The organism is Rhodococcus quanlei (genome assembly GCF_055231015.1).
The window spans coordinates 38,519-63,587 of record NZ_JBUYWD010000004.1 but is presented as its reverse complement, the minus strand read 5'-3'; the positions used below and the strand labels follow the sequence as shown (position 1 = coordinate 63,587).

Here is a 25,069-nt window from a genome sequence, read left to right as displayed (position 1 = left end):
GGTTCGGGGATTACCGACGAGTCACCTTTGTTGTGAAGTGTGAGGTGCATCACGTTCTATGGCCGCTGGAGCGACCTTCTCTCATTCGAACGTGAGGAACTCCTCATGATTCTGTGTAAACCTGGGATGGCCCGGAAGCGCTCGTCGAGAACGCTTCTCTCGCGACGTGATCCTCGTGATCGAGCCGAGGTCGTGCGCCGGGTGGACAGCATCGCAACCCCTTGGGGAACAGGAGAGGACCTACTCGTGACGATCAACGACGCGACGCCCACTGGCAACGGCGACAACCAGCGAGGGCGGCGGCTTCCCGGCGAGGGAGGTGGACGTGCCGTGCCTGCAGTGCAGCGCCCACTCGTCGATCGCGTGGCCGCCGGAGAGCCATACACGCTCGCGTTCGGCGGACAGGGCGCCTCCTGGCTGAACTCGCTCGACGAACTGGTTGGCGATCACGGACTCGAACCCGCGCTCACCAAGCTGGTGAACGAGGCCGCGCTCCGTCTCGAACCGGTCGCCGCTGACCTGCTCGTGGTCCGCACCTCCGGCTTCGATCCGATCGCATGGATGCTCGACAACGACTACTCGGAAGACGAAAACCCGGATGCCGGTCTGTCTGCCGCCGTCCTGAGTGCTTCTGCGGTGTCGTTGCCCGGCGTCTTCCTCACGCAGTTGGCAGCCCTGCGCGCACTCGCGGCCGGCGGCCTCGACCCCACCGTGCACCCGCCCGTGTCGGTGGTGGGTCATTCTCAGGGTGTGCTCGCGGTCGAGTCCGTCGCGTCGTCCGGACATCAGGACGGCACCCTGCTGGCGATTGCTCAGATGATCGGCGCTGCAGCAGGATTGGTCGGCCGTAGGCGCGGCGTGATCGCTGCGGGCGGCCGCAGTCCGATGGTGGCGGTATCGCAGGTCGACCCGGAACGTCTGCGGGCCGTCGTCGCCGAGGTCGCCGACGGTGTGGATTCGGCGAAGGCGCCGATCCTTGCCATCCGGAACGGTCGCCGTCGTGTGGTCCTGTCGGGCCCGCCTGCCCAGCTTGTCCGCGTGCAACAGCGGTGCGAAGAAATTTCCGACTCCGAGTCGCGCGAGCGGAGCGCGAAGAAGCGCGGTGGCTCGGTGTTCTCGCCGACCTTCGAGGACGTCGACACCGAGATCGGGTTCCACCATCCTGCGCTCGGTGAAGCCGTCGAACTCGTCGAACAGTGGGCGAACCGCTGTGGGATCGACGTCGAACTCGCAGGTAAGTGCGCCAGAGCGATCCTGGTCGATCCAGTCGATTGGGTCGACACCGTCGATGCCGTCGTGAAGACGGACACGCGATGGATCGTGGATCTCGGCCCCGGCGAACTACTCAGTCGCATGACTGCGGGAAGCCTGCGAGGTCAGGGGATAGGCATGATCGCCGCTGCAACCCGCGGTGGGCTTCGCAACCTCCTCACACCCGGTGCGGCCCCCGAGGTGGCTCCCGCGTGGACCGACTTCGCGCCGCGGCCGGTGACCTTGCCGGACGGGCGTACCGGTGTCGAGACGGCGTTCACGAAGCTCACCGGCCGTTCGCCCATCCTGCTTGCCGGAATGACGCCTACCACGGTGGACGCGAAGATCGTTGCTGCAGCGGCGAATGCGGGTCACTGGGCGGAGCTGGCCGGTGGCGGCCAGGTCACGGAAACCATCTTCGACGATCGTGTTGCCGAGTTGAAGACGCTGCTCGAGCCCGGACGTGGTGTGCAGTTCAACTCGCTGTTTCTGGATCCGTACCTGTGGAAGTTGCAGGTGGGCGGCAAGCGTCTCGTTCAGCGTGCCCGAACGGCCGGAGCGCCGTTCGACGGTGTCGTCGTCACCGCTGGGATCCCGGAACTCGACGAGGCGGTCGCGCTCATCGAGGAGCTCTCCGAGGTGGGCATCACCAACATCGCCTTCAAACCGGGAACGGTCGCGCAGATCCGTTCGGTGATCCGCATCGCCAACGAGGTTCCGTCCTTCCCCGTCATCGTGCACATCGAGGGCGGTAAAGCCGGCGGTCACCACTCGTGGGAGGACCTCGACGATCTTCTGCTCGAAACGTACTCCGAGCTGCGTACCCGTTCGAATCTGGTGATCTGCGTCGGTGGCGGTATCGGAACCCCCGAGCGTGCCGCCGATTATCTGACCGGCCGATGGTCGGTGGCCGCGGGATTCCCGGCGATGCCCGTCGACGGCATCCTCGTCGGTACCGCGGCGATGGCGACATTGGAAGCGACCACCTCGCCGGAGGTGAAGCAGCTCCTCGTCGACACACCCGGAACCCCGGATTGGGTCGGGGCGGGTACCGCTGAAGGTGGAATGGCATCCGGTCGCAGCCAACTCGGCGCAGACATCCACGAGATCGACAATGCTGCATCCCGCACGGGCCGCCTGCTGGATGAGGTTGCCGGCGATGCCGACGCCGTGGCGCAGCGCCGCGACGAGATCATCGAGGCCCTGAATGTCACGGCCAAACCGTACTTCGGTGACGTGTCCACGATGACGTACGAGCAGTGGCTTCGTCGTTATCTCGAACTGACGGTCGGGATCGATTCGGCGCGCGAGTTCGAGTGCGGTAGCGACCTCGCCGATGCCTTCGAAGAAGCCGTCACCAGCCCCTGGCTCGACGTCACCTGGCGGGACCGTTTCGGTGAGATGCTGCAGCGTGCGGAGGCGCGGCTACATCCCATCGATCGCGGCCCCGTTCCGACGCTGTTCTCGGACCCGACGATTCTGGAACGCCCAGAGGCCGCGATCTGCGCCCTGCAGACCCAGTACCCGGATTACGCAGATACCTGCCTGCACCCGGCAGACGTGTCGTTCTTCGTGTCGCTGTGCAAGACCCCGGGCAAGCCGGTCAACTTCGTTCCGGTCATCGACGGCGATGTGCGGCGCTGGTGGCGCTCGGACTCTCTCTGGCAGGCGCACGATCCCCGTTACGGTGCCGACCAGGTGTGCGTCATCCCGGGAACCGTTGCCGTCGCCGGGATCACGCGAGTCGACGAGCCTGTGGGCGCACTTCTCGACCGCTTCGAGAAGGCCACCTACGACGACCTGATCGCCGACGGTGCGACACCCACGGCACTCCTCGGACGCCGGCACCGGGACCTCGTTTCGGGGCCGATCGACGCGATCCTGTCCGCACCGGACATCACCTGGGCCGGTCGGTTGACACAGAACCCGGTGCGCCGTCTCGGTGATCTGGACCGTTGGTCCGCCCAGAGCGACACGCTCGCGATGCACGAGACCACCGGCGCCGAGATCTCCGTGCTCGACGACGAGCACCTGCAGCTGACCGTGCCATTGGTGGCGGGTCGCTCGGTACAGATCCGCATCGGACTGCCCGCGTCGGTTGCGGACGGCGGAGCTCCCGTCGTGAGTGTCGCCGACGCAGAAGAGTCGATGACAGCGCTGTTGTCGGTAGCTGCGGGCCAAGAGCTACCGACCGTGAAGAACGGGGTCGCGCGCATCAATCTGGCGTGGATGCCGGAACTGGTCGCCGATCATGCAGGCGTCACCGGTGCAGGTCTGCCGCCGACGCTCGGCGTGAGCGGCAAGGCCGTTCCCGACGTGATCGTCGGTGCGTGCTGGCCGGCGGTTTTTGCTGCGCTCGGTGATGCTCGGGCCGACGATGTGTCGGTCATCGAGGGAATGCTCGACCTCGTGCACCTCGACCACGCCGTCGAGCTCGTCGGCGAGCTTCCCACCGACACCAGCATTCTCGTCGTGAAGGCGCAAGTCGATTCCGTCCGCGACACCGATCTCGGCCGTGTGGTCGAGGTGAAGGTGCAGGTAGGTGCCATGCTCGGGGAGGGGCTGGACGCACCGGCAGTCGCCATACTGTCGGAGCGGTTCGCCATTCGCGGGCGCACCGGCAAGGCAGAATTGACCGATCCGCCGCGTGCAGGTGGTTCGCTCGGTGACGAGGTCGTGGACACCCCTCGGCGGCGCCGCCGCGACACCACTGTCACCGCCCCTCGTGACATGGCACCGTTCGCACAGGTGTCCGGTGACCACAACCCGATCCACGTTTCGGAGAATGCCGCCCTCCTCGCGGGTCTCGGTGCCCCCATCGTGCACGGCATGTGGTTGTCTGCCGCAGCCCAGCAGGCGGTGACTGCTGTCGATCCGGCACAGACGCGCACCCCCGCGCGGCGGCTCACGGCGTGGACCGCACGGTTCCTCGGCATGGTTCGTCCGGGCGCCGCGATCGACATCCGCGTCGATCGCGTGGCCACCGACCGCGGTGCGGAGATCGTCGAGGTCGGCTGCCGTATCGACGGCGAACTGGTCATGGTCGCGACAGGCCGTACCGCGGTGCCCAAGACCGTGTACGCGTTCCCCGGTCAGGGAATTCAGCGCCCCGGAATGGGTCTTGATGCACGCGCTCGGTCCAAGGCGGCGCGTGAAATATGGGACCGCGCCGACAAGCACACGCGCAAGGCGCTGGGATTCTCGATCCTCTCTGTTGTTCGAGACAACCCCACTGTCGTGAAGGCTCGCGGCATCACGCACAAGCACCCCGACGGAGTCCTGCACCTGACCCAGTTCACTCAGGTTGCGATGGCAACCCTCGGCGTGGCTCAGGTAGCGGAACTGCGCGAGGCCGGAGCTTTCGTCGAGGACGCGCTGCTCGCGGGCCATTCGGTGGGTGAGTACAACGCGCTCGCTGCTGTCGCGGGAGTTCTTCCCCTCGAGGCGGTTCTCGAAGTGGTGTTCCAGCGCGGTTCGGCGATGCACGAGTTGGTTCCCCGCGACGAGAACGGTCGATCCGACTACCGGATGGCGGCGATTCGGCCGTCGCAGATCGGTGTTTCGGATGACGACCTACACGCCTTCATCGGCAGTGTTGCCGACGAGTCCGGTGAGTTCCTCGAGATCGTCAACCTGAACCTGCGCGGCTCGCAGTACGCCATTGCGGGAACGGTTGCGGGCCTCGATGCCCTGGAGAAGGAAATCGACATCCGCCGCAAGGAGTTCGGTGGCAAGCGCGCCTACATTCAGGTTCCCGGCATCGACGTGCCGTTCCACTCGACCGTGCTACGTGGTGGTGTGGACGATTTCCGTGGCCGACTCGAGGAGCTGTTGCCCCGCGAGATCGATCCGAGCATTCTGATCGGTCGGTACGTCCCGAATCTCGTGCCGAAGCCGTTCTCACTCGATCGCGACTTCGTTCAGGAGATCGCCGACCTGGTTCCTTCGCAGCCTCTTCGCGACGTACTCGCAGATTTCGACGCTTGGTCGCAGAAGCCGTCCCAGCTCACTCATGTGGTGCTGACGGAACTGTTGGCGTGGCAGTTCGCCAGCCCCGTCCGCTGGATCGAGACACAGGACCTGCTGTTCGCAGACGAAGCCGATGGCGGCCTGGGAGTCGAACGCTTCGTCGAGATCGGACTCGGTTCTGTACCCACGGTGGCGAACCTGGCATCACAGACCCTGAAATTGCCGGGACGATTCGGGGACCCGGTGGAGGTACTCAACATCGAGCGTGAGGCGTCGATCGTGTACTCCACGGACGTCGACCCCGCCCCGGTGGAGGACGACGAGCCTGCCGAGGAATCACCTGCCGCAACCGCAGTACCCACTGCGCCTGCAGCGCCTGCAGCACCGACGGGTGGGCCCAGACCGGACGACATCGCCTTCTCGGCCTCCGACGCCACCGCGGTGCTCATCAGTCTGTGGACGAAACTGCGTCCGGATCAGGTCGGTGCGGCGGACACGATCGAGTCCCTGTGCGACGGTGTGTCCTCGCGCCGCAACCAGCTGCTCGTGGACCTCGGTTCGGAGCTGTCTCTGGGTGCCATCGACGGCGCGGCCGATGCCGATATGGGCTCTCTTGCAGGCACTGTCGACAAGCTTGCCCGCACCTACAAGCCGTTCGGCCCTGTGCTGTCGGACTCGATCAACGACCACCTGCGAAAGGTGTTCGGCCCCTCGGGCCGGCGCCCCGCAGCGGTTTCGGATCGCGTGAAGAAGGTGTGGGAACTCGGCGGGGGGTGGGCGCACCACGTCACCGCGGAGGTAGCACTCGGTACCCGTGACGGTGCGAGCATTCGCGGCGGCGACCTCGGTGGCCTTGCCGGGGACGGTCTCGCCGACGGGGCTGCGGTGGATGCGGTCGTCGACAGTGCAGTGGCTGCCGTCGCTGCCCGGCGGGGCATCAGCGTTTCGCTTCCGTCCTCTGGTGGCGGGGCAGGCGGCACGGTCGATGCGGCGGCCTTGGGTGAGTTCACCGAGCACATCACCGGTCGTGACGGAGTCCTGGCGTCGGCGGCGCGATTGGTTCTCGAGCAACTAGGCCTGGCCGGGGACGGCCCCGTCGCCGACCAGGCGACGGATACGGAGCTCGTCGATCTGGTGTCGGCGGAACTCGGATCCGATTGGCCCCGGCTCGTGGCACCCGCATTCGACGGTCGGCGTGCCGTTCTGTTGGACGATCGTTGGGCGAGTGCCCGTGAGGACCTGGCTCGGTTGTGGTTGGACGGCGACTCGGCCTCCGTCGACTCGTTTGTCGGTGCCGGCAAGATCGTGGCCACGCAGGCACAGTGGTGGGAGGCGAGGGCGCGTGCCGAGAACCGGATTTCTCTCGCGGAGACGTTTGCGCAGATCGCCTCGGTGGCGCTCGACAACACGGAAGTCCCGGCGCAGTGGGCCGGCGAGGTGGCCGTTGTCACCGGGGCCAGCAAGGGTTCTATCGCGGCCTCGGTCGCAGGTAGCCTTCTCGCCGGTGGGGCAACGGTATTCGTGACCACCTCGCGTCTCGACGATCAGCGTCTCCGCTTCTACAGGGACCTGTACCGCCGCAATGCCCGTGCTGGGGCGGCTCTCTGGGTGGTTCCCGCGAACATGGCGTCGTACACGGATATCGATGCGCTCATCGAGTGGATCGGCACGGACCAGTTCGAGACTGCCGGTGGCGCAAAGAAGCTTGTCAAGGAGGCATTCACTCCTTCGATGCTGTTCCCGTTCGCCGCACCCCGGGTGGCGGGCAGCCTCGCGGACGCGGGCGCGCGTGCCGAGATGGAAATGCGTGTTCTCCTGTGGTCGGTGGAGCGGCTGATCGGTGGTCTGTCGAAGGTCGGGCACGACCGTGACGTCGACACGCACCTGCACGTCGTATTGCCGGGTTCGCCCAACCGTGGACTCTTCGGCGGAGACGGTGCCTACGGTGAGGCCAAAGCGGCACTGGATTCTGTGGTGGGACGCTGGAGTGCGGAACGGGCGTGGTCCGAGCGAGTCACCCTGGTTCACGCCTTCATCGGCTGGGTGCGGGGTACCGGACTGATGGGCGGAAACGATCCGCTCGTCGAGGCTGTCGAAGAAGCCGGTGTTCGTACCTGGTCTACGCAGGAGATGGCTGCCGAACTGTTGACTCTCTGCACCCCGCAGATCCGTGACCGGGCAGTGTCCGAACCGGTGACGGCGGATCTGACCGGTGGACTCGCGACCGCGAATGTGGATCTGCCGACCCTGGCCAAGCAGGCACAGGATGCAGCCGCAGGCGACAATGACGAGGCCGGCCCGGCAATCGACACCATTGGAGCGCTACCCGCTCCGCCTCGCGTCACCGAGGCTGCAGCCCCGGCGTGGTCGCGCGTCGCGGCGGTACCTGAAGACATGGTCGTTATCGTGGGCGCGGGCGAGCTCGGGCCCTACGGTTCGGCTCGCACGCGGTTCGAGTTCGAGGTCGACGAGCAGCTCTCTGCGGCAGGTGTTCTCGAACTGGCCTGGAACACCGGGCTCGTCACGTGGGAGACCACCCCGGTGCCCGGCTGGTACGACGCCGAGACCGGCGATCTTGTTCCCGAAGCGGACATCGCAGATCACTACCACGATGTGGTGGTTCAGAAGTGCGGAATTCGTCAGTACGCCGATGACGGCGCGATGGTCGAGAACACCGCACCGCTGCTCACCTCCGTGTTCCTCGACAAGGACCTGTCGTTCGCGGTGAGCAGTGAGGCCGAGGCACGAGCATTCGCCGAAGCCGATCCCGAGAATACGGTGATCTCGGCCGTGCCCGACAGCGGCGACTGGCAGGTCACGCGCAAAGCCGGCACCGAGATTCGGGTGCCACGGAAGATGAAGCTCACTCGCAGCGTGGGTGGTCAGATTCCGACTGGCTTCGACGTCACGAAGTGGGGCATTCCCGCCGACATGGCAGATTCGGTGGACCGTGTGGGGCTGTGGAACATCGTTGCCACCGTGGATGCCTTCCTCACCGGTGGATTCACTCCCAGCGAACTGCTGCGGTGGGTTCACCCCTCGCTGGTGGCGAACACGCAGGGCACCGGTATGGGCGGCATGACATCGATGAGGTCGCTGTACATCGACACGTTGCTCGGTGAGAACCGGCCCAACGACATCCTGCAGGAAGCCTTGCCGAATGTGATTGCGGCCCACGTGGTCCAGTCGTACGTGGGTGGCTACGGCGCGATGGTTCACCCCGTCGCAGCCTGCGCTACGGCTGCGGTATCCGTCGAGGAAGGTGCCGACAAGATCAAGCTGGGCAAGGCGCAGCTGGTAGTGGCCGGTGGGTTCGACGACCTCGGCACGGAGGGCATCATCGGGTTCGGTGACATGTCCGCCACCGCGAAGACCGACGACATGCGGGCCAAGGGCATCGACGACCGTCGATTCTCACGCGCCAACGACCGTCGACGCGGCGGGTTCGTCGAGTCGCAGGGTGGCGGCACCGTGCTGCTGGCGCGTGGTGATCTGGCTCTGGAGATGGGCCTTCCCGTTTTGGGAGTGGTCGCCTATGCAGGGTCGTTCGCAGACGGCGTGCATACGTCGATTCCGGCCCCCGGCATCGGCGCACTCGGTGCGGGTCGCGGGGGAGCGGATTCGCAACTCGCTCGGTCGCTTGCGAAGTTGGGCGTGAGTGCCGACGACATCTCGGTGATCTCGAAGCACGACACCTCCACCGCGGCCAACGATCCGAACGAGGCGGAGCTACACGAGCGCCTCGCCGGAGCGCTCGGACGCAGCGAAGGGGCGCCGATGTTCGTCGTCTCGCAGAAGAGTCTGACCGGGCACGCGAAGGGCGGTGCCGCAGCATTCCAGCTCAACGGTCTCTGCCAGGTGCTCGGCCAAGGCACGGTGCCGCCGAATCGCAGCCTGGATTGCGTCGACGAGCAGATGTCCGACCACGAGCATCTCGTATGGGTTCGCGACGCGCTGCGGTTCGGCGAGCAGTTCCCGCTGAAGGCAGGTCTACTCACGAGCCTCGGCTTCGGTCACGTCTCGGGCCTGATTGCAGTGGTGCATCCGCAGGCGTTCGTCGAGTCGCTTCCTCTCGACCGGCGCGACTCGTATGTGACTCGTGCGCAGGAGCGGACGGTTGCAGGGCAGCGACGTCTCGTCGAGGCGATGGTCGGCGGCGCAGAGCTGTACGAGCGTCCTGCGAACCGCCGCTTCGGAGGAGAGAAGGCTCCTGCCACGGCAACCCGTCAGCTCGAGGCAGACGTGCTGGTAAGCCGTGACGCACGCCTGGGTGCAGACGGCGTGTACAGCTCGGGCCTGCCCGGCTGCCGGTAGGAGGAGTCGGGATGGGAGTTCTGGGAATCGGTTTCGACCTCGTGACGGTGTCGGAGTTCGCCGAGCAGTTGGATCGTCCGGGTACGGCGATGCTCGACAACTTCACACCGGGTGAGCGCCGCGACGCCGTGACCCGGAGCTCCGATCCGGCACGACATTTCGCAGCCCGGTGGGCGGCGAAGGAGGCAGTGATCAAGGCATGGTCCACAGCACTGTTCGCCCGCCCGCCGGTGCTCCCGGAGATGATTCACCACTTGATCGAGGTGGTGACGGACGCGTGGGGTCGGCCATCGATTCGGCTACGTGGCAACGTTGCCGAACACCTCACCGACGTGACGATCCACGTGTCGCTCACTCACGACGGCGACACGGCCGGCGCCTTCGTGATCCTCGAGAGGTAGGGCGCTCCGCGCCCTGTGAGTGGTTGACGAGTCTCTGGACTCGCAAACCACTCACGGGGAGGAGGTGCGTGATTCCTTTTCGGCGACGAGCAGGTACGCCACCATCAGTCTCTTCAGTTCGGCGACTGCGCTGTCGTGACTTTGGTTGTCCTGCACCGAAAAGTTGAGCATCGAATAGACGACGTGGACGAGGACCTCGGCCATCATCTTGCGCCGTTCCCGAGGCGTGTCCGGTGTGAGTGGCGCAAGCATGCGTGAAACCTGTTCAGCGAAGGCCTTCTCGTGGATGGCGCCGGTTGCGCGGGTGGACGGGGTCGACTGCATCGCCAACCACACTTCGCGGCGAGATGGATCGCTGGTCCATAGATTCGACATGTGGTCGACGAAACTGTTGAGAAACCGGAGCCAATCGAGGGACGGCACTTCTCCGTCGAACTGGGCGAGTTCGTGCTGTACGCCCACGAGGTCTTGACGGTTCAGTTCACAGACGATCACATACTTGTTGGCGAAGAACTGGTAAAGAGTGCCGATGGGTACTTCTGCCCGCGAGGCGACTTCCTCACAGGTGAACGATTCGAAGCCCACGTCCACCAGTAGTTCCCGCGAAGCTGCCAGTAGTGCTTCGAACTTGCGACGGCTGCGCTCCTGCGTCGGCCGGCGGCGCGGCATCAGTTCCTGCGGGTCGGACGGCAGTTCCAACGCGGGATCGGCGTGACGCGGCACCTTCTTGTTCGCTTGCGGCTCCACGGACCCAGGTTATCGCTCGTGACGTGTTCACCCGAGAACTGGGCCGGTTCAGGAGCTGGTGTCGGGGCGGCCGTTCAATTCCGTGTGGCGGCCCGCCGACGGTACATCAGGGTGGCGAATCCGTAACCGATCACGCTGACGCCGACGATCCAGCCGAGTGCGAGCCAGCCCGAGTTTCCTACCGGCGTGTCCCACAACAGTGCTCGCAATGTCTCGATGATCGGGGTCATCGGCTGATGTTCGGCGAATCCGTGCAACCACGTAGGCATCGTCTCTGTTGGGACGAACGCACTGCTCACATACGGGAGGAACAGGAATCCGAAGGTGAGGCCGCTGGCCGCTTCCGGGGTCTGCGCCAGAATGCCGAGGCCGGCACACAGTAGAGACAGGGCGACGACGAATCCCGCGATGAGAGCGATAGCGAGAAGCCAGCGGTCCATGTCGGTGGTCGGCCGGAACCCCATGAGGACGGCGAGGGTGGCGACCAGCGCCGTCGTCACCACATTGCGGATCGTGCTGGCCAGGACATGGCCGGTCAGCACCGCAGACTGGGCGATGGCAAGGGTGCGGAATCGCGTGATGATGCCTTCGGTCATGTCGTTGGAGACCGACACCGCGGTAGTGGACGCGCCCCATGCCGCACAGAGAACGAGGATGCCCGGCACGACGTAGTCGAGGTACTCGGTTCCCGCGTCGATCGCACCACCGAACACGTACACGAACAGCAACATCAGCAGGACGGGTAAAGCAATTGCCGTGATCAAGGAGTCGGGGCTGCGCAGAGTATGTCTCAGACTCCGGCGAAGCATCGTGAGGGAATCTCGGGTCGTATGCACTCGCGTGCTCGCGACTCGGCCGGTCGTGGTGAGTGTCGGTGTCGTCATCGTGTGACCGTCTCTCGGGGAGCCTCGACGGTAGGCGTCCGATCCGCACCGGTGAGCGCGAAGAACACGTCGTCGAGTGTGGGTGTGTGGATTTCGATTCGGTCGACGGTGACCGAGGGGTCGAGCGAGTCGAGAACAGCCTTCAGGGAGGCGACGCTTCCGTCGGTATCGACCTCGATCGTCAGACGGTCCTCGTGGCTGGGGTATTCGGGTAGGTCCTTGACGGCACTGCGGAATCGGGCCGGGTCGTCGAAACCGAGTTCGATGTGACCGCCTGGGACCAGTCGCTTCAATTCGGCTGCGGTGCCTTCGGCGACGACCCTGCCGCTGTCGAGTACCGCGATCCGGTCGGCGAGTTCGTCGGCCTCGTCGAGGTATTGCGTCGTGAGGAAGACGGTGACACCGTCGCGGGTCAGTTCGCCGACCACCGACCACATCTCGTGTCGGCTACGCGGGTCCAGTCCCGTTGTCGGTTCGTCGAGGAACAAGACCTCGGGCCGCCCCACGAGACTCATCGCGATGTCGAGGCGGCGCATCATTCCGCCCGAGTAGGTATCGGCGCGCCTGTGGGCAGCGGATTCGAGGTCGAATCGTTCGATCAGTTCGGCGCTTCGTCGTTGTCGGTCCCGCTTGCCCAGGTGATGAAGATCTGCCATCAGGAGCATGTTTTCGAAACCGGTCAGCATCCTGTCGACCGCCGAATACTGACCGGTGAGGCTGATGGACCGCCGGATCTCCTGAGGCGAGCGGTGAAGGTCGTGGCCGGCCACGCTCGCGCTGCCACCGTCCGGTGGGGTGAGTGTGGAAAGAATGTCGACCGTGGTGGTCTTACCCGCACCGTTGGCGCCGAGGAGGGCAAAGACGCTGCCACGTGGTGCCTGGAAGTCGATGCCGTCGAGCACGGTGCGATGCCCGTACCTCTTGACGAGTTTGTTCACGGTGATTGCCGGATCTTCGGGGGACATGACACTCCAATACTGTGTAGGTCATATACGATTGTTTATACAGTACACAGTTTTAGGATCGTGGCAATACCTTCGACGCGGAATGGATCGGAATGACGCGAGACGAAAGCGCGCAGATCGCGACTGGCTTCGATCTGACGGACTTGCCACATGTGGTGCAGACCGCATGGGGTCTGAATCAGACAGGTACGCGCGGCCCCCGGCGTGGGCTGACGGTGGGGGGCATCGTCGAGACGGCTGTGCGAGTCGCCGACGAGGAAGGGCTGACAGCCGTGTCCATGGCGCGAATCGCCAGGGAACTCGGATTCACGACGATGTCGCTGTACCGCTACGTGGAAAGCAAAGACGACCTGGTCACGCTCATGCTCGACCATGCTCTCGGAGTGCCGCCCGAGTTCGATCCGAGTCTCGATTGGCGAGGTTCCGTCGAGCGGCACGCGGTGGCGGAATTCGAGGTCATCGGCCGACACCCGTGGTGGCTCGACCTACCGATGGAGGCGCCACCCAGTGGACCGAACAATCTGGCGTGGATGGAGCACCTGCTCCAGTGCCTCGCGCCGGTAGGGCTTTCGGAAACGATGAAAGTGACCGTTGCCGTGAATATCTCGATGTACGTCATCGGCTGCGCACGCCTTGCGAGGGACATTTCTGCTGCCGACGAGTCCAACGCCTTGTACTACCCCGCCGTGCTGCCGGCATTGCTGGATCCAGCACGGTTCCCGGCCTTGCTGTCCGCGGTCGAGGCAGGGGCATTCGATCAAGCCGACGCCACCGCGGACTCGGGCGCGGCCTCCGACGACGAATGGGACAACATCTTGTTCGGACTTGCCCGACTGCTGGACGGTGTCGAGCTGTTCGTCGGCTCCGAAGTGCGAACCGGGACCGAGATCAAACGGACAGGTCGCGCCTGAGCTTCGCCACGTGGCCCGTTGCCCGGACGTTGTACTGGGCGGCCTCGATCTTGCCGTCTTCGTCCACGACGAACGTCGAGCGAATGACGCCGCGCACGACCTTGCCGTAGAGCTTCTTCTCGCCGAACGCGCCCCAGGCCTCGAGGGTGGTCTTCTCTGGATCGGACAGTAGCGGGAAGGTCAGCTCTTCGTTGTCACGGAACTTGGCGAGCTTGGCGGGCTTGTCGGGGGAGATGCCCACGATGTCGAGGCCCGCGCCGTTGATCTCGGAGAGGTTGTCGCGGAAGTCGCAGGCCTGCTTCGTGCAGCCGGGGGTGCTCGCAGCCGGGTAGAAGTACACGATCACCTTGCGCCCGCGATAGGAGCCCAACGACACGTCGTTGCCGTCGGCGTCGGGGAGAGTGAATTCGGGCGCGCTGTCGCCGGGGGCGAGTCTCTTCGTCTCGGTCACGGGTCCAGATTAGCGTCAGGGCGGGGGGACGGGACCGGACTGTGCGCTCGATCGCTTCGTCGTTGTTCTACGGTTGGGGTGAGTGTGCGTCCGATCTCGTGGTTTCCACGGTACGGTCGTGCACATTGCACGATCGTTGGTACGACGCCTGTACCCGATCGAGAACAATCGACCAGTTGGAGGACACGTGCCCAGGGACACCGAGAGTATCGAGCGCGAGATCGAGAACGCCCGTCATCAACTCGCGAGCACTCTCGACGAATTGTCGGTTCGCGCCAATCCGAAGCGGCTCGTGGACAGCACCAAGCAGACGGTTGCCGCGAAGCTCAACGAACCGGCCGTCAAGTACGGGCTGATGGGCGCAGGGGCCCTCGTGGGACTCCTGATGATTCGCAAACTGCTGCGCTGAGATCTTTCGACGCGCTGAGCGGGCCGTTATCGGGGTGACATTGCTCCGGGGCGGCCCGTTCGTCGTTTGTGCACCCGTACCCTGACGGCGGTGGTGTGAGACTGGTGGTGCTGTGAAACGGAAAATGCCCCCATCCTCGTGACGAGGATGGGGGCATTTCTGTGCGCCCACAGGGACTCGAACCCCGGACCCAGTGATTAAGAGTCACTTGCTCTACCAACTGAGCTATAGGCGCTCGTTCTTGCGAGACAGAACAGTAGCGGACCCGTTCTCGAGAACGCAAATCGCCTGGTGGATTGCCTGGCAGAGTAACGATGGATGCGTTGGGGGCGATTGATATTCGAAAGTTACGCCAGCCATAGCCATGTTTGGTTGGACAGGCCCGTCGAGGCTGGCATCATTGGTGGTCACACGGGCTCGATGCGCCGATCGTCTACGGGGGCGAGTGGCGAGCTGGCGGAACGTGTATTCGGAGCGAGAACGTGAAGTGGGGTAGTCCATGAGTGTGTGGCGTCGTTCGTCCGCGCCTGGCCGGAGTGTGGCATCCGTCTCGGGTCGCGCCGGATTGTCCAAGGCGGTATCGGCTATTGCGGTCCTGACGGTGGCGATGTTGGCTCTTGCGGGATGCTCCCTCGGTTCGGCCTCCACCGAAGGACAGGCGCCCATCGACTCGAACCCGCTCACCGAGCTCATCAAGCCGAAATTCGCGATGTCGGCCCCCGACGGCGCGGTGGGGGTATCGGTAGGTACGCCGGTTACGTTGAACGTGGAAGACGGAACGCTTGCCGAGGTGACGATGCTCAACCCGGAGGGGCAGGTGGTTCAGGGCACCATCGCCCCCGACAAGCTGTCGTGGGTCACAACCGAGCCGCTCGGATACAACAAGCACTACACGGTCGAGGCCAAGGCTTATGGGCTGGGCGGCGTCACCGTCAAGACGTCATCGTTCACCACGAGTTCGCCAGGCAACGTCACCAAGCCGTATGTGATGCCCTACGACGGCGCCGTGGTCGGCGTCGGTCAGACGGTCGCCGTGCAGTTCGACGAGAACATTCCAGACCGCAAGGCCGCAGAGGCAGCGATCACCGTGACGACCAACCCCCCGGTCGAGGGTGCGTTCTACTGGCTCAGCAACCGTGAAGTGCGGTGGCGTCCGCAGCACTTCTGGGCGCCGGGTACGACGGTCACCGTGGACGTGGCCGCATACGGCACCGATTTCGGTGGCGGGCTGTTCGGCCAAGAGAATGCGCACTCCACTTTCACGATCGGTGATTCGATGATCGCGACCGCGGACGACAACACCAAGACGGTCACGTTCAGGTTGAACGGGCAGGTCGTCAAGACGATGCCGACGTCCATGGGGAAGGACGACACCCCCACCGACAACGGCGTGTACATCATCGGTAGCCAATTCGAGAGCATCGTGATGGATTCGTCCACATACGGTGTGCCGGTCGATTCCGCTCAGGGCTACAAGACGCCGGTGGAATGGGCGACGCGGATGTCGTACAGCGGAATCTTCCTCCATTCGGCTCCGTGGTCGGTGGCGCAGCAGGGATACACCAATGTCAGCCACGGCTGCCTGAACCTCAGTCCTGCGGATGCGAAATGGGTGTACGACAACATGAAGCGCGGTGACCTCGTGATCGTGCAGAACACGGTGGGCGGCACTCTGTCCGGTGTCGACGGTCTCGGCGACTGGAACGTCCCGTGGGAGGTCTGGAAGGCCGGCAACGCCGACAATGCGTAATCCGTAAACGAGTGATTGCTTTGTCCGAGCTGTCCGAGCTGTCCGAGCTGTCACGTGGAGCATGGTGCCGGTCACTCGGCTACAGCGTGAAGCGGTCACCGGCAAGCCGGTGCGCACAGACGAGATCACCAACGGCACCCGGACCGAGGACGTCCACACCAGTGCCACATTGCAGTGCGGGTACGGAGGTTTCTTCGATCCCGTTCGATTGCAGGCCCAGTATGCAATACGTGGGGTCATAGCCTACGAAACGCATACTGATGGGAATTGTGGTGAAGAACCGAGGGACAGCACTGCCGGTTGAGCCGGCCGTTCACCGCTGCGCACAATCCGCTCTCGGTACGCGGCAGGGGGCATATACCCATCCCCGTCCTGAGGCTGGCCAGGCCGGCGGATCAGGGAGTCGTGAACCGCGTTGCCCGCGCTACTACGTCGCCGTCCCTCAGGACCAGGTTGGCCGACCGCGGCTGCCTGGCCAGAGGTCGTAGCCGCGAGTGTCGCCTCCGCAATCTACGGCCCCGACAAGGCCGTACTGATGGGCGTCAGTGCAGCCCGTGTACTCGGCGCAATCCCGCGTGCACCGGCGACGGCAGTAGTGGCAGTTCCCAGTCAGCACCGGCCGATCGACTTGCTCGACCGTGTCGCCACTCTCGGGTTCGTCAAGCGCGACACCGACGCATTGGACGCCGAGCGAGTCGAAACGCCACTCGGTCGGGCGCTGACCACCGCACCGGAACAAACCGTGCTCGACCTTGCGCGGCGACCGCAACTCGGCAACGCCGAGTCCGAAGTGCCCGCTGCCACCTCCGCCCCTCTATCGTCGCAGCGAACAGGACCGTCTCGAACAGCTCGCGCAGAGTTGGCCCCGGAACTCGACATGGCACTTCCCCGTGCCGTCGCGCGCGATCTGTGGGGGTTGGCGAACATCGGAGCTATCGATACCGAGGCTCTGGGTCGGTTCGAGCGACACAGATCGACCAACCGATGTCTTATCTCCCCGTAGCCACGTATCCGACAAACCGCCGAACCAGGAGGGCTGGATTTGCCGGAATGCTCAGCCCCATCGACAACGAAATGTCACCGACCGCGAACCGCATGGCCGCGTGACCACTGTCCACCTTCCGGGGAACCCCGAGTACTTGACGAAGCACCGAAGGTCGCGACATTCACGGTGTCCGACCGCTGGGAGCACCCGCCGATCACGTTCACCATGAACCGCTGGTTTGTGAAGCCGGGCACGATTCTGGCGTTGCCCAAGCCTTTGGAACGACAGTGCCCCACCTGTACAAAGCAGGTGGGGCACTGTCGTCTTGGGGTGAGTGACGGGACTCGAACCCGCGACAGCCAGGATCACAACCTGGTGCTCTACCAACTGAACTACACTCACCATCGCTTCTGCGGCCACCCGTGGGCAGCAACTTCAGCGAGGAAGATACTAGCGCGTCGGGCACCACGGACGCCAATCGGCGTGTCAGGCGGGGCCCAGATCCTTCACAATTGCGCTGATATCGCTGGTGGACGGTCCGGGATCGGCCACGAACGCGGTGCGTCGGTAATACTCGAGTTCGCGGATCGATTCCTTGATGTCGGCCAGCGCACGGTGCGCGAGCCCCTTTTCCGGCTGTCCGAAATAGATTCGGGGATACCAGCGACGGCACAACTCTTTGATCGAGCTGACGTCGATCATCCGGTAGTGGAGATGGGCGTCGAGTTCGGGCATGTCGCGTGCAATGAATCCGCGGTCGGTCGCAATCGAATTGCCCGCGAGCGGAGCCGACCCCGCTGACGGTACGTGCTCCCGGATATAGGCGAGGACCTGCTGCTCCGCATCGGCCAGAGTGACGGCCGACTTGCGCACCTCGTCCGTCAAACCCGACTTCTCATGCATCCTGGTCACCACGTCCGGCATATCCGCCAGCGCCTCGTCGTCGGTATGAATGACGATGTCCACACCCTCGCCCAGCACGTTCAGGTCGCTGTCGGTGACGAGAGCTGCGATTTCGATCAGCTTGTCGGTACCGAGTCGAAGACCCGTCATTTCACAATCGATCCACACAAGTTTGTCCTGCACGAACAACACAGTAGTCACGTCCTCACTCGTTAGGGTTCACCCGTCCGGTTCGCGCATGGAGGGGAACTGTATGACTGTCGATTTCGCGGGTGACAATGCACCGCTGACACCGGAAGAAGCGGCCACGCAGATTACTGCCGGGTGTGAGGCTGCGGGTGGAGGCGTCGAACTCGGACCGTGCTGTCCGAACGAGAGTCGACCGAGAATCGGCGCACGAGAAGTTGGCGGCGAAAGTGGTGCTTCCAGAGGCCGCGACGACGGCTTCTTTCGGTCTACAGCCTCGATGACAGGGCGGGAGATCATGCGCAGCATCTTCGGCGTCGGCCGCAGTCGCCGACCAGTTTGTGAATCAGTCGCCGAGCTTCTTGTAGAAGGTGCCCACTATGGGTGCAACGACGGCGCGCGGGCTGTACTGCCCCGCCACCGACATGGCCTTGCTGATCAGTCCCGGCACCACGCGCATCTTGTTGTCGGCGAGCGAATCGAGTGACACCTTGGCGGTGTGCTCGCTCGAGATCCACAGGAAGTCTGGAACGAGTTTGTCCACGATGGAGGCTTCGGCCGGGTCCGGGGTCTCGGTCCGTACGGGGCCCGGCGCGAGGAGCGTGACGTTGACGCCCGTTCCCTTGAGCTCACCACGCAGTGACTCGGAGAAGGTGTTCACGAATGCCTTGGAGGCTGCGTAGGTGGCGTTGTTGGGGATCGGCATGTTCCCGGCGGCCGAACCGACCATGAGCACCGCCCCGGATTTACGGGCGATCATGCCCGGAAGTACCGCAAGAGTCAGGTCGTGGACCGCAACGGCGTTGAGCTCCACCTGTGCTCGCTCGTAGGCCGGGTCGAGCTCGGACACCGGGCCGAACGTGGCGATACCGGCGTTGTTGCACAACACGCTGATCTCGCGGGCGGCAAGCTCGTCGACGAGTACCGAACGCTGGTCACGATCGGACAGATCGCACGCGCGAACCTCCACCTCCACAGAGTGCGCCGTGCGCAACTCGGCGGCGAGCTTCTCCATGACGTCGCCACGGCGCGCCACGAGAAGGAGAGAGTGCCCGCGCGAAGCGAGATCTGCGGCGAGCGCCTCGCCGATTCCGGACGAGGCGCCCGTCACGACGGCACGGGCTGTGGAAGTGGGGTTCGGCAGACTCACGGTGAGCCAGCGTAATACCTCAGATGGCGGCAGCCAGTCGGGTGCCCTGCTCGATGGCGCGTTTGGCGTCGAGTTCGGAGGCCACGTCTGCGCCGCCGATCACATGGGTGACGACACCGGCGGTGGTCAGTTCGTCCACCAGATCGCGCACCGATTCCTGCCCTGCGCAGATCACGATGTTGTCCACGGCAAGTGTGCGTGGCTTCTCACGGTTCTCGCCGAAGGTGATGTGCAGACCTTCGTCGTCGATCCGCTCGTAATTGACGCCGGACAGTTCGTGAACGCCCTTGGCCTTGAGTGCGGCACGGTGGACCCAGCCTGTGGTCTTGGCGAGCCCGGCACCGATACGTCCGGGCTTGCGCTGCAGGAGGTAGACCTCGCGTGGGGACTTCTGCGGGACGGGAGTCGTGAGTGCGCCCGGGGCGGTTTCGGGTTCGGTGACACCCCATTCCTGCTTCCATTCCTTCAGGTCGAGGGCGGGGGAGGCCTCGGTGGTCAGGAATTCGCTGACGTCGACACCGATGCCGCCGGCGCCGATGACGGCGACGGATTCTCCGACCGGCTTGCCGTCGCGGACGACCTCCGGGTAGGTGAGAACGCTCGGATGGTCGATGCCGGGAATGGCCGGCACGCGCGGGGTGACACCGGTGGCGAGGACGACCTCGTCGTAGTTTCCGACCACATCGTGGGCGCTCACTCGGGTGTCGAGGCGCACATCCACGCCTTCACGCGCGAGGCGACGCTGGTAGTAGCGGATGGTTTCGGAGAACTCTTCCTTGCCTGGGATGCGCTTCGCGATACCGAACTGTCCACCGATCTCGGAGTCGGCCTCGAACAGGGTGACGGAATGACCGCGCTCTGCAAGGTTCAAGGCAGCGGACAGACCCGCCGGTCCGGCACCGACGACCGCGACGTTCTTGGTGCGCCGGGTCGGCGACAGCACGAGTTCGGTTTCCCGTCCTGCTCTGGGGTTGAGCAGGCACGAGACATGCTTGTTCACGAAGGCGTGGTCGAGGCACGCCTGGTTGCAGGCGATGCACGTGTTGATTTCGTCGGCGGCGTCGGCTTCGGCTTTCGCGACCCACTCGGGATCGGCGAGAATCGGCCGTGCCATGGAAATCAGTTGCGCGTCACCGCGGTCGAGGATTTCTTCTGCCGTTTCCGGCATGTTGATCCGGTTCGATGCAACAACCGGGATGTCGACGTGCTTCTCGAGTTTGCCGGTGATGTCTGCGAACGCTGCACGAGGAACGGACGTGACGATCGTCGGCACGCGCGACTCGTGCCAGCCGATATCGGTGTTGATGATCGTGACACCGGCAGCCTCGAGTTCTGTGGCGAGAGCGACGATTTCGTCCCAGGTCTGGCCACCCTCGACGAGGTCGGCCATGGACAGCCGGAAAGAAATGATGAACTCGTCGCCCACGGCGGCGCGGGTACGCCGGGCAATCTCCACGGCGATACGACGGCGGTTCTCCGCAGAACCACCCCACCGGTCGGTGCGCTTGTTCGTGCGGGTGCACAGAAACTGGTTGATGAAATAGCCTTCGCCACCCATGATCTCGACTCCGTCGTACCCGGCGGACTTGGCCAGACGGGCGCACCGGACGAAGTTGCGGATCTGCCAGCGGACACCACGATCGGTGAGCGCGCGCGGGCGGAACGGGTTGATGGGCGCCTTGATCGACGACGCGGAGACGCTCAGCGGCTGGTAACTGTACCGGCCGGCATGCAGAATTTGCAGCGCAATCTTGCCGCCGGCCGCGTGAACGGCATCGGTGATTGCGCGATGGCGGCGGGCTTCGATCCGGTTGGTGAGTTTGGCGCCGAAGGGGACCAGCCAGCCTGTGCGGTTCGGAGCGTAGCCACCGGTCACGATCAGTCCGACTCCGCCGCGGGCACGTTCGGCGAAGTAGGCGGCAAGGCGGGGAATGTTCTTGGCACGGTCCTCGAGACCGGTATGCATCGAACCCATGATCACGCGGTTGTTCAGAGTGGTGAATCCGAGGTCGAGTGGCGAGAGTAATGCGGGGTAGGGGTTGGTCACGTCGAGACCTTTCGCTGAAATGTTCGGTGCGAAGCTGGGGTACGAGGCGTCACGGGCTGTAGATGACTTCGTCACAGGGCTTCGAGGACTTCCTGGCACCAATCCGAGAAACCTTCTTCGATGCGGAATCCGGCGCGCAATACCAGGTACTGATGCAGATGCACACCCGACAAGCTCGTGGGGTCGGGGAAGTCGCGCTTCTGGATGAGTCGGTACACCTCCAGGCGTTGCTCGTGTTCGTCGCGATGCCGGCGAAACTCGGCCCGCAACGATTCGAGGTCGCCGAGGGAGGCTCCGCGGAGTTTGACCCCCAGATCCTCACGAAGGTGAGAGACCGGTGCGGGTTCGGCGATCCATCGGCGGAGTTCTTCGCGGCCCTGATCGCTGACGTCGTACACGATCTTGTCGGGGCGCCCATCCTGGACGACGGTTTCGCCGACCACCCAGTCGGAGCTCTCCATGCGCTTGAGGACGCGGTAGATCTGTTGGTGGCTGGCGCTCCAGAAGAAGCCGATGGATTTGTCGAACCGGCGAGCGAGTTCGTAACCGGAGCCGGCCTGCTCCGACAGTGATACGAGAAGTGCGTGTTCGAGGGCCACGCGCCCAGTATCTATGCAACGTGGTGCGTATGCAACTAGGTGCATTGAGCACGTCGACGCGATCTACGCCGCAGAGTGTGCATCGAGCGTCTAGGCTCCCGCCATGAGCTCAGAGGTGATCGGGGTTGCCACCGCACGCAAACAGGTGATGGCCTGGGGGTTGTGGGACTGGGGTTCCGCAGCGTTCAACGCGGTGATCCTCACCTTCGTCTTCTCGGTGTATCTCACCGATGCCGTGGGGGACGACCTGCCGGGCAGTGTGTCGGCCAGTTCATTGCTGGGGTGGGCGCTCGGGATCGCCGGCTTCGTGATCGCGGTAACAGCACCGGTGGCAGGGCAGCGCTTCGATGCGGCCGGGCGTCGCAAATGGGCGTTGGGGGTGCTCACTCTCGCAACCGTGGGCGCCATGGCGGGGATGTCCTTCGTCCGCGACCAGTACCAATACCTGTGGTTGGGGCTTGTGCTCCTTGCCGCGGCCTCGGTGATCTTCGAGCTGGCCAATGTGCCGTACAACGCGATGCTTCGTCAGGTCTCCACGCCGGAGAACATCGGCAGGGTCTCCGGTTTCGGTTGGGCAATGGGGTATTTCGGCGGCATCGTACTCTTGCTGCTGTGCTACTTCGGGTTCATCGCCGGTGACGGTGATACCCGCGGGTTCCTCGGGCTGACCACCGACGGTGGACTGAACATCCGAATGGTTGCCCTGGTTGCGGCAGTTTGGTTTGCGGCGTTCAGCATTCCGGTGTTGTTCAGGGTCCCGGAACTACCGTCGACCGAGACCGATCAGGGCGCCGAGAAATCAGGCTTCCTCGGCGCGTATCGCGAGCTGTGGAGCGATCTTCGTGATCTCTGGAACGAGGACCGCCGTACCGTGCACTTCTTGATCGCCAGCGCGTTGTTTCGTGACGGGCTGGCGGGGGTGTTCACCTTCGGCGCGGTGCTCGCGGTGAACGTCTATGGAATCGCCGCAGCGGACGTGTTGTTGTTCGGTGTCGCCGCGAACGTCATTGCGGCCCTGGGTGCGCTGGCAGCCGGCCGGTTCGACGACCGGATCGGCCCGAAGCCTGTGATCGTGTTCTCGCTGGTGTCGATGATCGTCGTCGGTATCGCTTTGATGGCGGTCTCGGGGCCGGTGATGTTCTGGATTCTCGGTCTTGCGCTGTGCCTGTTCGTCGGCCCCGCGCAGGCTTCCTCCCGTACGTTCTTGGCGCGGCTCACCCCGGCAGGTCGTGAGGGGCAGATGTTCGGTCTCTATGCGACGACCGGGCGCGCGGTGTCGTTTCTGGCGCCGACATTGTTCGGCTTCTTCGCCTGGTGGTTCGGTGCCGACCGAGCCGGGATCGTGGGGCTCCTGATCGTCCTCGCGTCGGGCTTGGCGGCGCTGGCAGCAGTACGGGCGCCGGAACGAACGCTGGTTGTGGGCGAAAGGTGATGCGGCCGGAGTGTCCGCGCCGAACTCAGCGCAGGCCCGCGCGCGAAAGCACCGCGTCCGCCAGTTCGCGGGGACGTTCCTCCGGTATCCAGTGCGTTGCATCGTCGAGAATCAGAAACTCGTAGGGTGCGTCGACGAATTCGCTGCATCTTTCGGCGCCGGCACGACCCATAGCGAGGTCGCCTGTGCTCCATACGTAGGTGGTGGGCACCGTGATCGCAGGCAACTGTTCCATGTCTGCGGACATCGCGCGGTACCAGTTCAGCGCCGCCGTGAGTGCCCCTGGCTCGCTCAGTAGGTCGACGTGCGCCTGGATCAGATCCGACGGTACCGCTTCTCCGAACAAACTGCGCAGGGCGTGTGAATCGTCCTTCTGGAGTACGTGCTCGGCTTTGCCTTCTTGTCGGAAAAGCGTGAAGTACGACGAACGTTGTCGCTGGTCTGGATCCTCACGCACGGCCCGACCGAACGCGGCGGGGTGGGGGATGGACACCGCGGTGAGCGACGTGACCCGACTCGGGTGGCGGGCGGCCACGGTCCAGGCGACGACGGCACCCCAATCGTGACCGACGAGATGCGTCGTCGGGATGTCGAGGGCATCGAGCAGTCCGACGATGTCTGCGCCGAGCAGTTCCGTTCGATATGCATCGACACCATCGGGGCGGGCGCCGGAGGAGTATCCGCGCTGATTCGGTGCATACACCCGCATGCCGGCGTCGGCGAGGCGGTCTGCGACGCCGCACCACGATGCCGCGGTTTCGGGAAAGCCGTGCAGCAGGACGATCGGTGTCCCGGTTCGTGGCCCCCAGACGGCGACGTCGAATGTCAGATCTCCCACAGTGATCTGGACAGGTGGCATTTCGTAAGCGTCGGCGTCGTGCGGATGGGACTCGAACTCATCGCGATGATCGGTCATGCGCCAAGGTTACGGATTTCGGGTCAGGAAATGATGTCGTTCGAGTCAGATCGTGGGGACTTCCACGAACTCATTCCCAGCATCACCAGTCGCAACTGCTTCTCGGCACGTTCGATGACGTCCTCCTCGGTGCGGCCGTTGGGGCGGTTCGCTTCGAGAAGGTCGACCACGGTCGAGAACATCGCCGACACGATGAGGTCGGCAGACATTTCGAGATCGTCGGTCGGCCAGGTCTCGAGGCCGGGCATCCGTGACAGGTCGACAGTGAGTTCGCTGACGAACAATCGCATTTCGAGTCCGATTGCACGTCGCAGTTCGGGGACGCCGCCATAACGCTCGCGGCTGAGGAACCTGAACTGCGCTTCATGGGAACGGACCTGCCGGACCAGTATGTCGAGCGAGTCTCCAGCGGACTTGGTGCCCTGATTGCGGTGTGTGTTGCTGCGTCGCGCGTCGCGCAGCATCTGCCGGAGCACTCGCATGCTTTCTTCGACAAGCACGACGCCCAGGTCGTCGAGCGAGGCGAAATGACGGTAGAACGCCGTGGGGACGATATCGGCTGTGCGCGCGACCTCGCGAAGGCTGAGGCTGGCAAAGGTGCGGTCGGAGAGCAGGCCGAGCGTGCCATCCAGGAGGGCCTGCCGGGTGCGTTCCTTGCGTGCGGCGCGGCTCTCGGGCTGGGAGTCGGCACGGTCCGTCCTGTTCACCTGGCCGAGTCTAGGCCCGCGGGTCGGCCTCGATAAAACGCGACCCACATCACATTTGCCTCGGGTTGACAGGTTCCTGTGTCGACGTGTCA

At 64.4% G+C, this 25,069-nt stretch carries 17 protein-coding genes and 2 tRNA genes; 7 read left to right on the top strand and 12 right to left on the bottom strand.

Annotation, left to right across the window (positions count from 1 at the left end):
* Nucleotides 1-246: 246 nt before the first annotated feature.
* Both ACZI8Q_RS02825 and acpS read left to right on the top strand, forming a co-directional pair.
* Nucleotides 247-9,534, top strand: a complete 9,288-nt coding sequence (locus ACZI8Q_RS02825) for a fatty acid synthase subunit beta domain-containing protein (RefSeq protein WP_463371981.1) — start codon at nt 247-249, stop codon at nt 9,532-9,534.
* Between the two features lie 11 nt (nt 9,535-9,545).
* Complete coding sequence (gene acpS / locus ACZI8Q_RS02820) at nt 9,546-9,935, top strand: holo-ACP synthase AcpS (protein ID WP_463371980.1); 390 nt, start codon at nt 9,546-9,548, stop codon at nt 9,933-9,935.
* A gap of 51 nt (nt 9,936-9,986) precedes the next feature.
* On the opposite strand, the gene ACZI8Q_RS02815 is transcribed toward acpS, so the two are convergent.
* The 3 genes from ACZI8Q_RS02815 to ACZI8Q_RS02805 all read right to left on the bottom strand — a co-directional run bounded on the left by ACZI8Q_RS02815 (nt 9,987) and on the right by ACZI8Q_RS02805 (nt 12,531).
* On the bottom strand, nt 9,987-10,604 hold the full coding sequence (locus ACZI8Q_RS02815; protein ID WP_463372013.1) for a TetR/AcrR family transcriptional regulator: 618 nt from the start codon (nt 10,602-10,604) through the stop codon (nt 9,987-9,989).
* A 152-nt stretch (nt 10,605-10,756) separates the two neighbouring features.
* Entirely contained in the window at nt 10,757-11,566 is an 810-nt protein-coding gene (locus ACZI8Q_RS02810; RefSeq protein ID WP_463371979.1) for an ABC transporter permease, read from the bottom strand.
* On the bottom strand, nt 11,563-12,531 hold the full coding sequence (locus ACZI8Q_RS02805; RefSeq protein WP_463371978.1) for an ATP-binding cassette domain-containing protein: 969 nt from the start codon (nt 12,529-12,531) through the stop codon (nt 11,563-11,565). The genes ACZI8Q_RS02810 and ACZI8Q_RS02805 overlap by 4 nt, the downstream gene beginning before the upstream one ends.
* A 92-nt stretch (nt 12,532-12,623) precedes the next feature.
* Between ACZI8Q_RS02805 and ACZI8Q_RS02800 the strand changes: the two genes are divergently transcribed.
* Nucleotides 12,624-13,442 (top strand): TetR/AcrR family transcriptional regulator, encoded by an 819-nt coding sequence (locus ACZI8Q_RS02800; RefSeq protein WP_463371977.1) that lies wholly within the window; start codon nt 12,624-12,626, stop codon nt 13,440-13,442.
* Here ACZI8Q_RS02800 and bcp read toward each other — a convergent pair.
* Nucleotides 13,420-13,893: a thioredoxin-dependent thiol peroxidase gene (gene bcp, locus ACZI8Q_RS02795; protein WP_463371976.1), complete on the bottom strand. Its 474-nt coding sequence runs from the start codon at nt 13,891-13,893 to the stop codon at nt 13,420-13,422. The genes ACZI8Q_RS02800 and bcp overlap by 23 nt on opposite strands.
* A gap of 187 nt (nt 13,894-14,080) precedes the next feature.
* Between bcp and ACZI8Q_RS02790 the strand changes: the two genes are divergently transcribed.
* Nucleotides 14,081-14,302 carry a DUF3618 domain-containing protein gene (locus ACZI8Q_RS02790; protein ID WP_463371975.1) on the top strand — a complete coding sequence of 74 codons (222 nt, stop codon included), beginning with the start codon at nt 14,081-14,083 and terminating at the stop codon, nt 14,300-14,302.
* A gap of 162 nt (nt 14,303-14,464) precedes the next feature.
* Here the strand turns inward: ACZI8Q_RS02790 and ACZI8Q_RS02785 are convergent.
* Nucleotides 14,465-14,537 (bottom strand) — tRNA-Lys (locus tag ACZI8Q_RS02785).
* Nucleotides 14,538-14,801: 264 nt separating this feature from the next.
* Between ACZI8Q_RS02785 and ACZI8Q_RS02780 the strand changes: the two genes are divergently transcribed.
* Both ACZI8Q_RS02780 and ACZI8Q_RS02775 read left to right on the top strand, forming a co-directional pair.
* Complete coding sequence (locus ACZI8Q_RS02780) at nt 14,802-16,052, top strand: L,D-transpeptidase (protein WP_463371974.1); 1,251 nt, start codon at nt 14,802-14,804, stop codon at nt 16,050-16,052.
* Between the two features lie 535 nt (nt 16,053-16,587).
* Nucleotides 16,588-17,055, top strand: a complete 468-nt coding sequence (locus tag ACZI8Q_RS02775; RefSeq protein WP_463371973.1) for a type IV toxin-antitoxin system AbiEi family antitoxin — start codon at nt 16,588-16,590, stop codon at nt 17,053-17,055.
* Nucleotides 17,056-17,363: 308 nt separating this feature from the next.
* Here the strand turns inward: ACZI8Q_RS02775 and ACZI8Q_RS02770 are convergent.
* The 5 genes from ACZI8Q_RS02770 to ACZI8Q_RS02750 form a co-directional block, all read right to left on the bottom strand.
* Nucleotides 17,364-17,439: transfer RNA gene (locus ACZI8Q_RS02770), tRNA-His, on the bottom strand.
* An 84-nt stretch (nt 17,440-17,523) separates the two neighbouring features.
* Nucleotides 17,524-18,123, bottom strand: coding sequence for an oligoribonuclease (orn, locus tag ACZI8Q_RS02765; protein ID WP_463372012.1), 600 nt, complete (start codon nt 18,121-18,123; stop codon nt 17,524-17,526).
* Between the two features lie 349 nt (nt 18,124-18,472).
* Complete coding sequence (cmrA, locus tag ACZI8Q_RS02760; RefSeq protein WP_463371972.1) at nt 18,473-19,276, bottom strand: mycolate reductase; 804 nt, start codon at nt 19,274-19,276, stop codon at nt 18,473-18,475.
* A gap of 19 nt (nt 19,277-19,295) precedes the next feature.
* Nucleotides 19,296-21,323, bottom strand: a complete 2,028-nt coding sequence (locus ACZI8Q_RS02755; protein WP_463371971.1) for an FAD-dependent oxidoreductase — start codon at nt 21,321-21,323, stop codon at nt 19,296-19,298.
* Between the two features lie 71 nt (nt 21,324-21,394).
* Nucleotides 21,395-21,922 (bottom strand): PadR family transcriptional regulator, encoded by a 528-nt coding sequence (locus ACZI8Q_RS02750; protein WP_463371970.1) that lies wholly within the window; start codon nt 21,920-21,922, stop codon nt 21,395-21,397.
* Nucleotides 21,923-22,025: 103 nt separating this feature from the next.
* On the opposite strand from ACZI8Q_RS02750, the gene ACZI8Q_RS02745 reads away from it, so the two are divergent.
* A complete protein-coding gene (locus ACZI8Q_RS02745) occupies nt 22,026-23,354 on the top strand; it encodes an MFS transporter (protein ID WP_463371969.1) in 1,329 nt (442 codons plus the stop codon).
* A gap of 25 nt (nt 23,355-23,379) precedes the next feature.
* Here ACZI8Q_RS02745 and ACZI8Q_RS02740 read toward each other — a convergent pair whose 3' ends face one another.
* Complete coding sequence (locus ACZI8Q_RS02740) at nt 23,380-24,213, bottom strand: alpha/beta fold hydrolase (protein WP_463372011.1); 834 nt, start codon at nt 24,211-24,213, stop codon at nt 23,380-23,382.
* 80 nt (nt 24,214-24,293) lie between these two features.
* Entirely contained in the window at nt 24,294-24,977 is a 684-nt protein-coding gene (locus ACZI8Q_RS02735) for a TetR family transcriptional regulator (RefSeq protein WP_463371968.1), read from the bottom strand.
* Nucleotides 24,978-25,069: the final 92 nt, after the last annotated feature.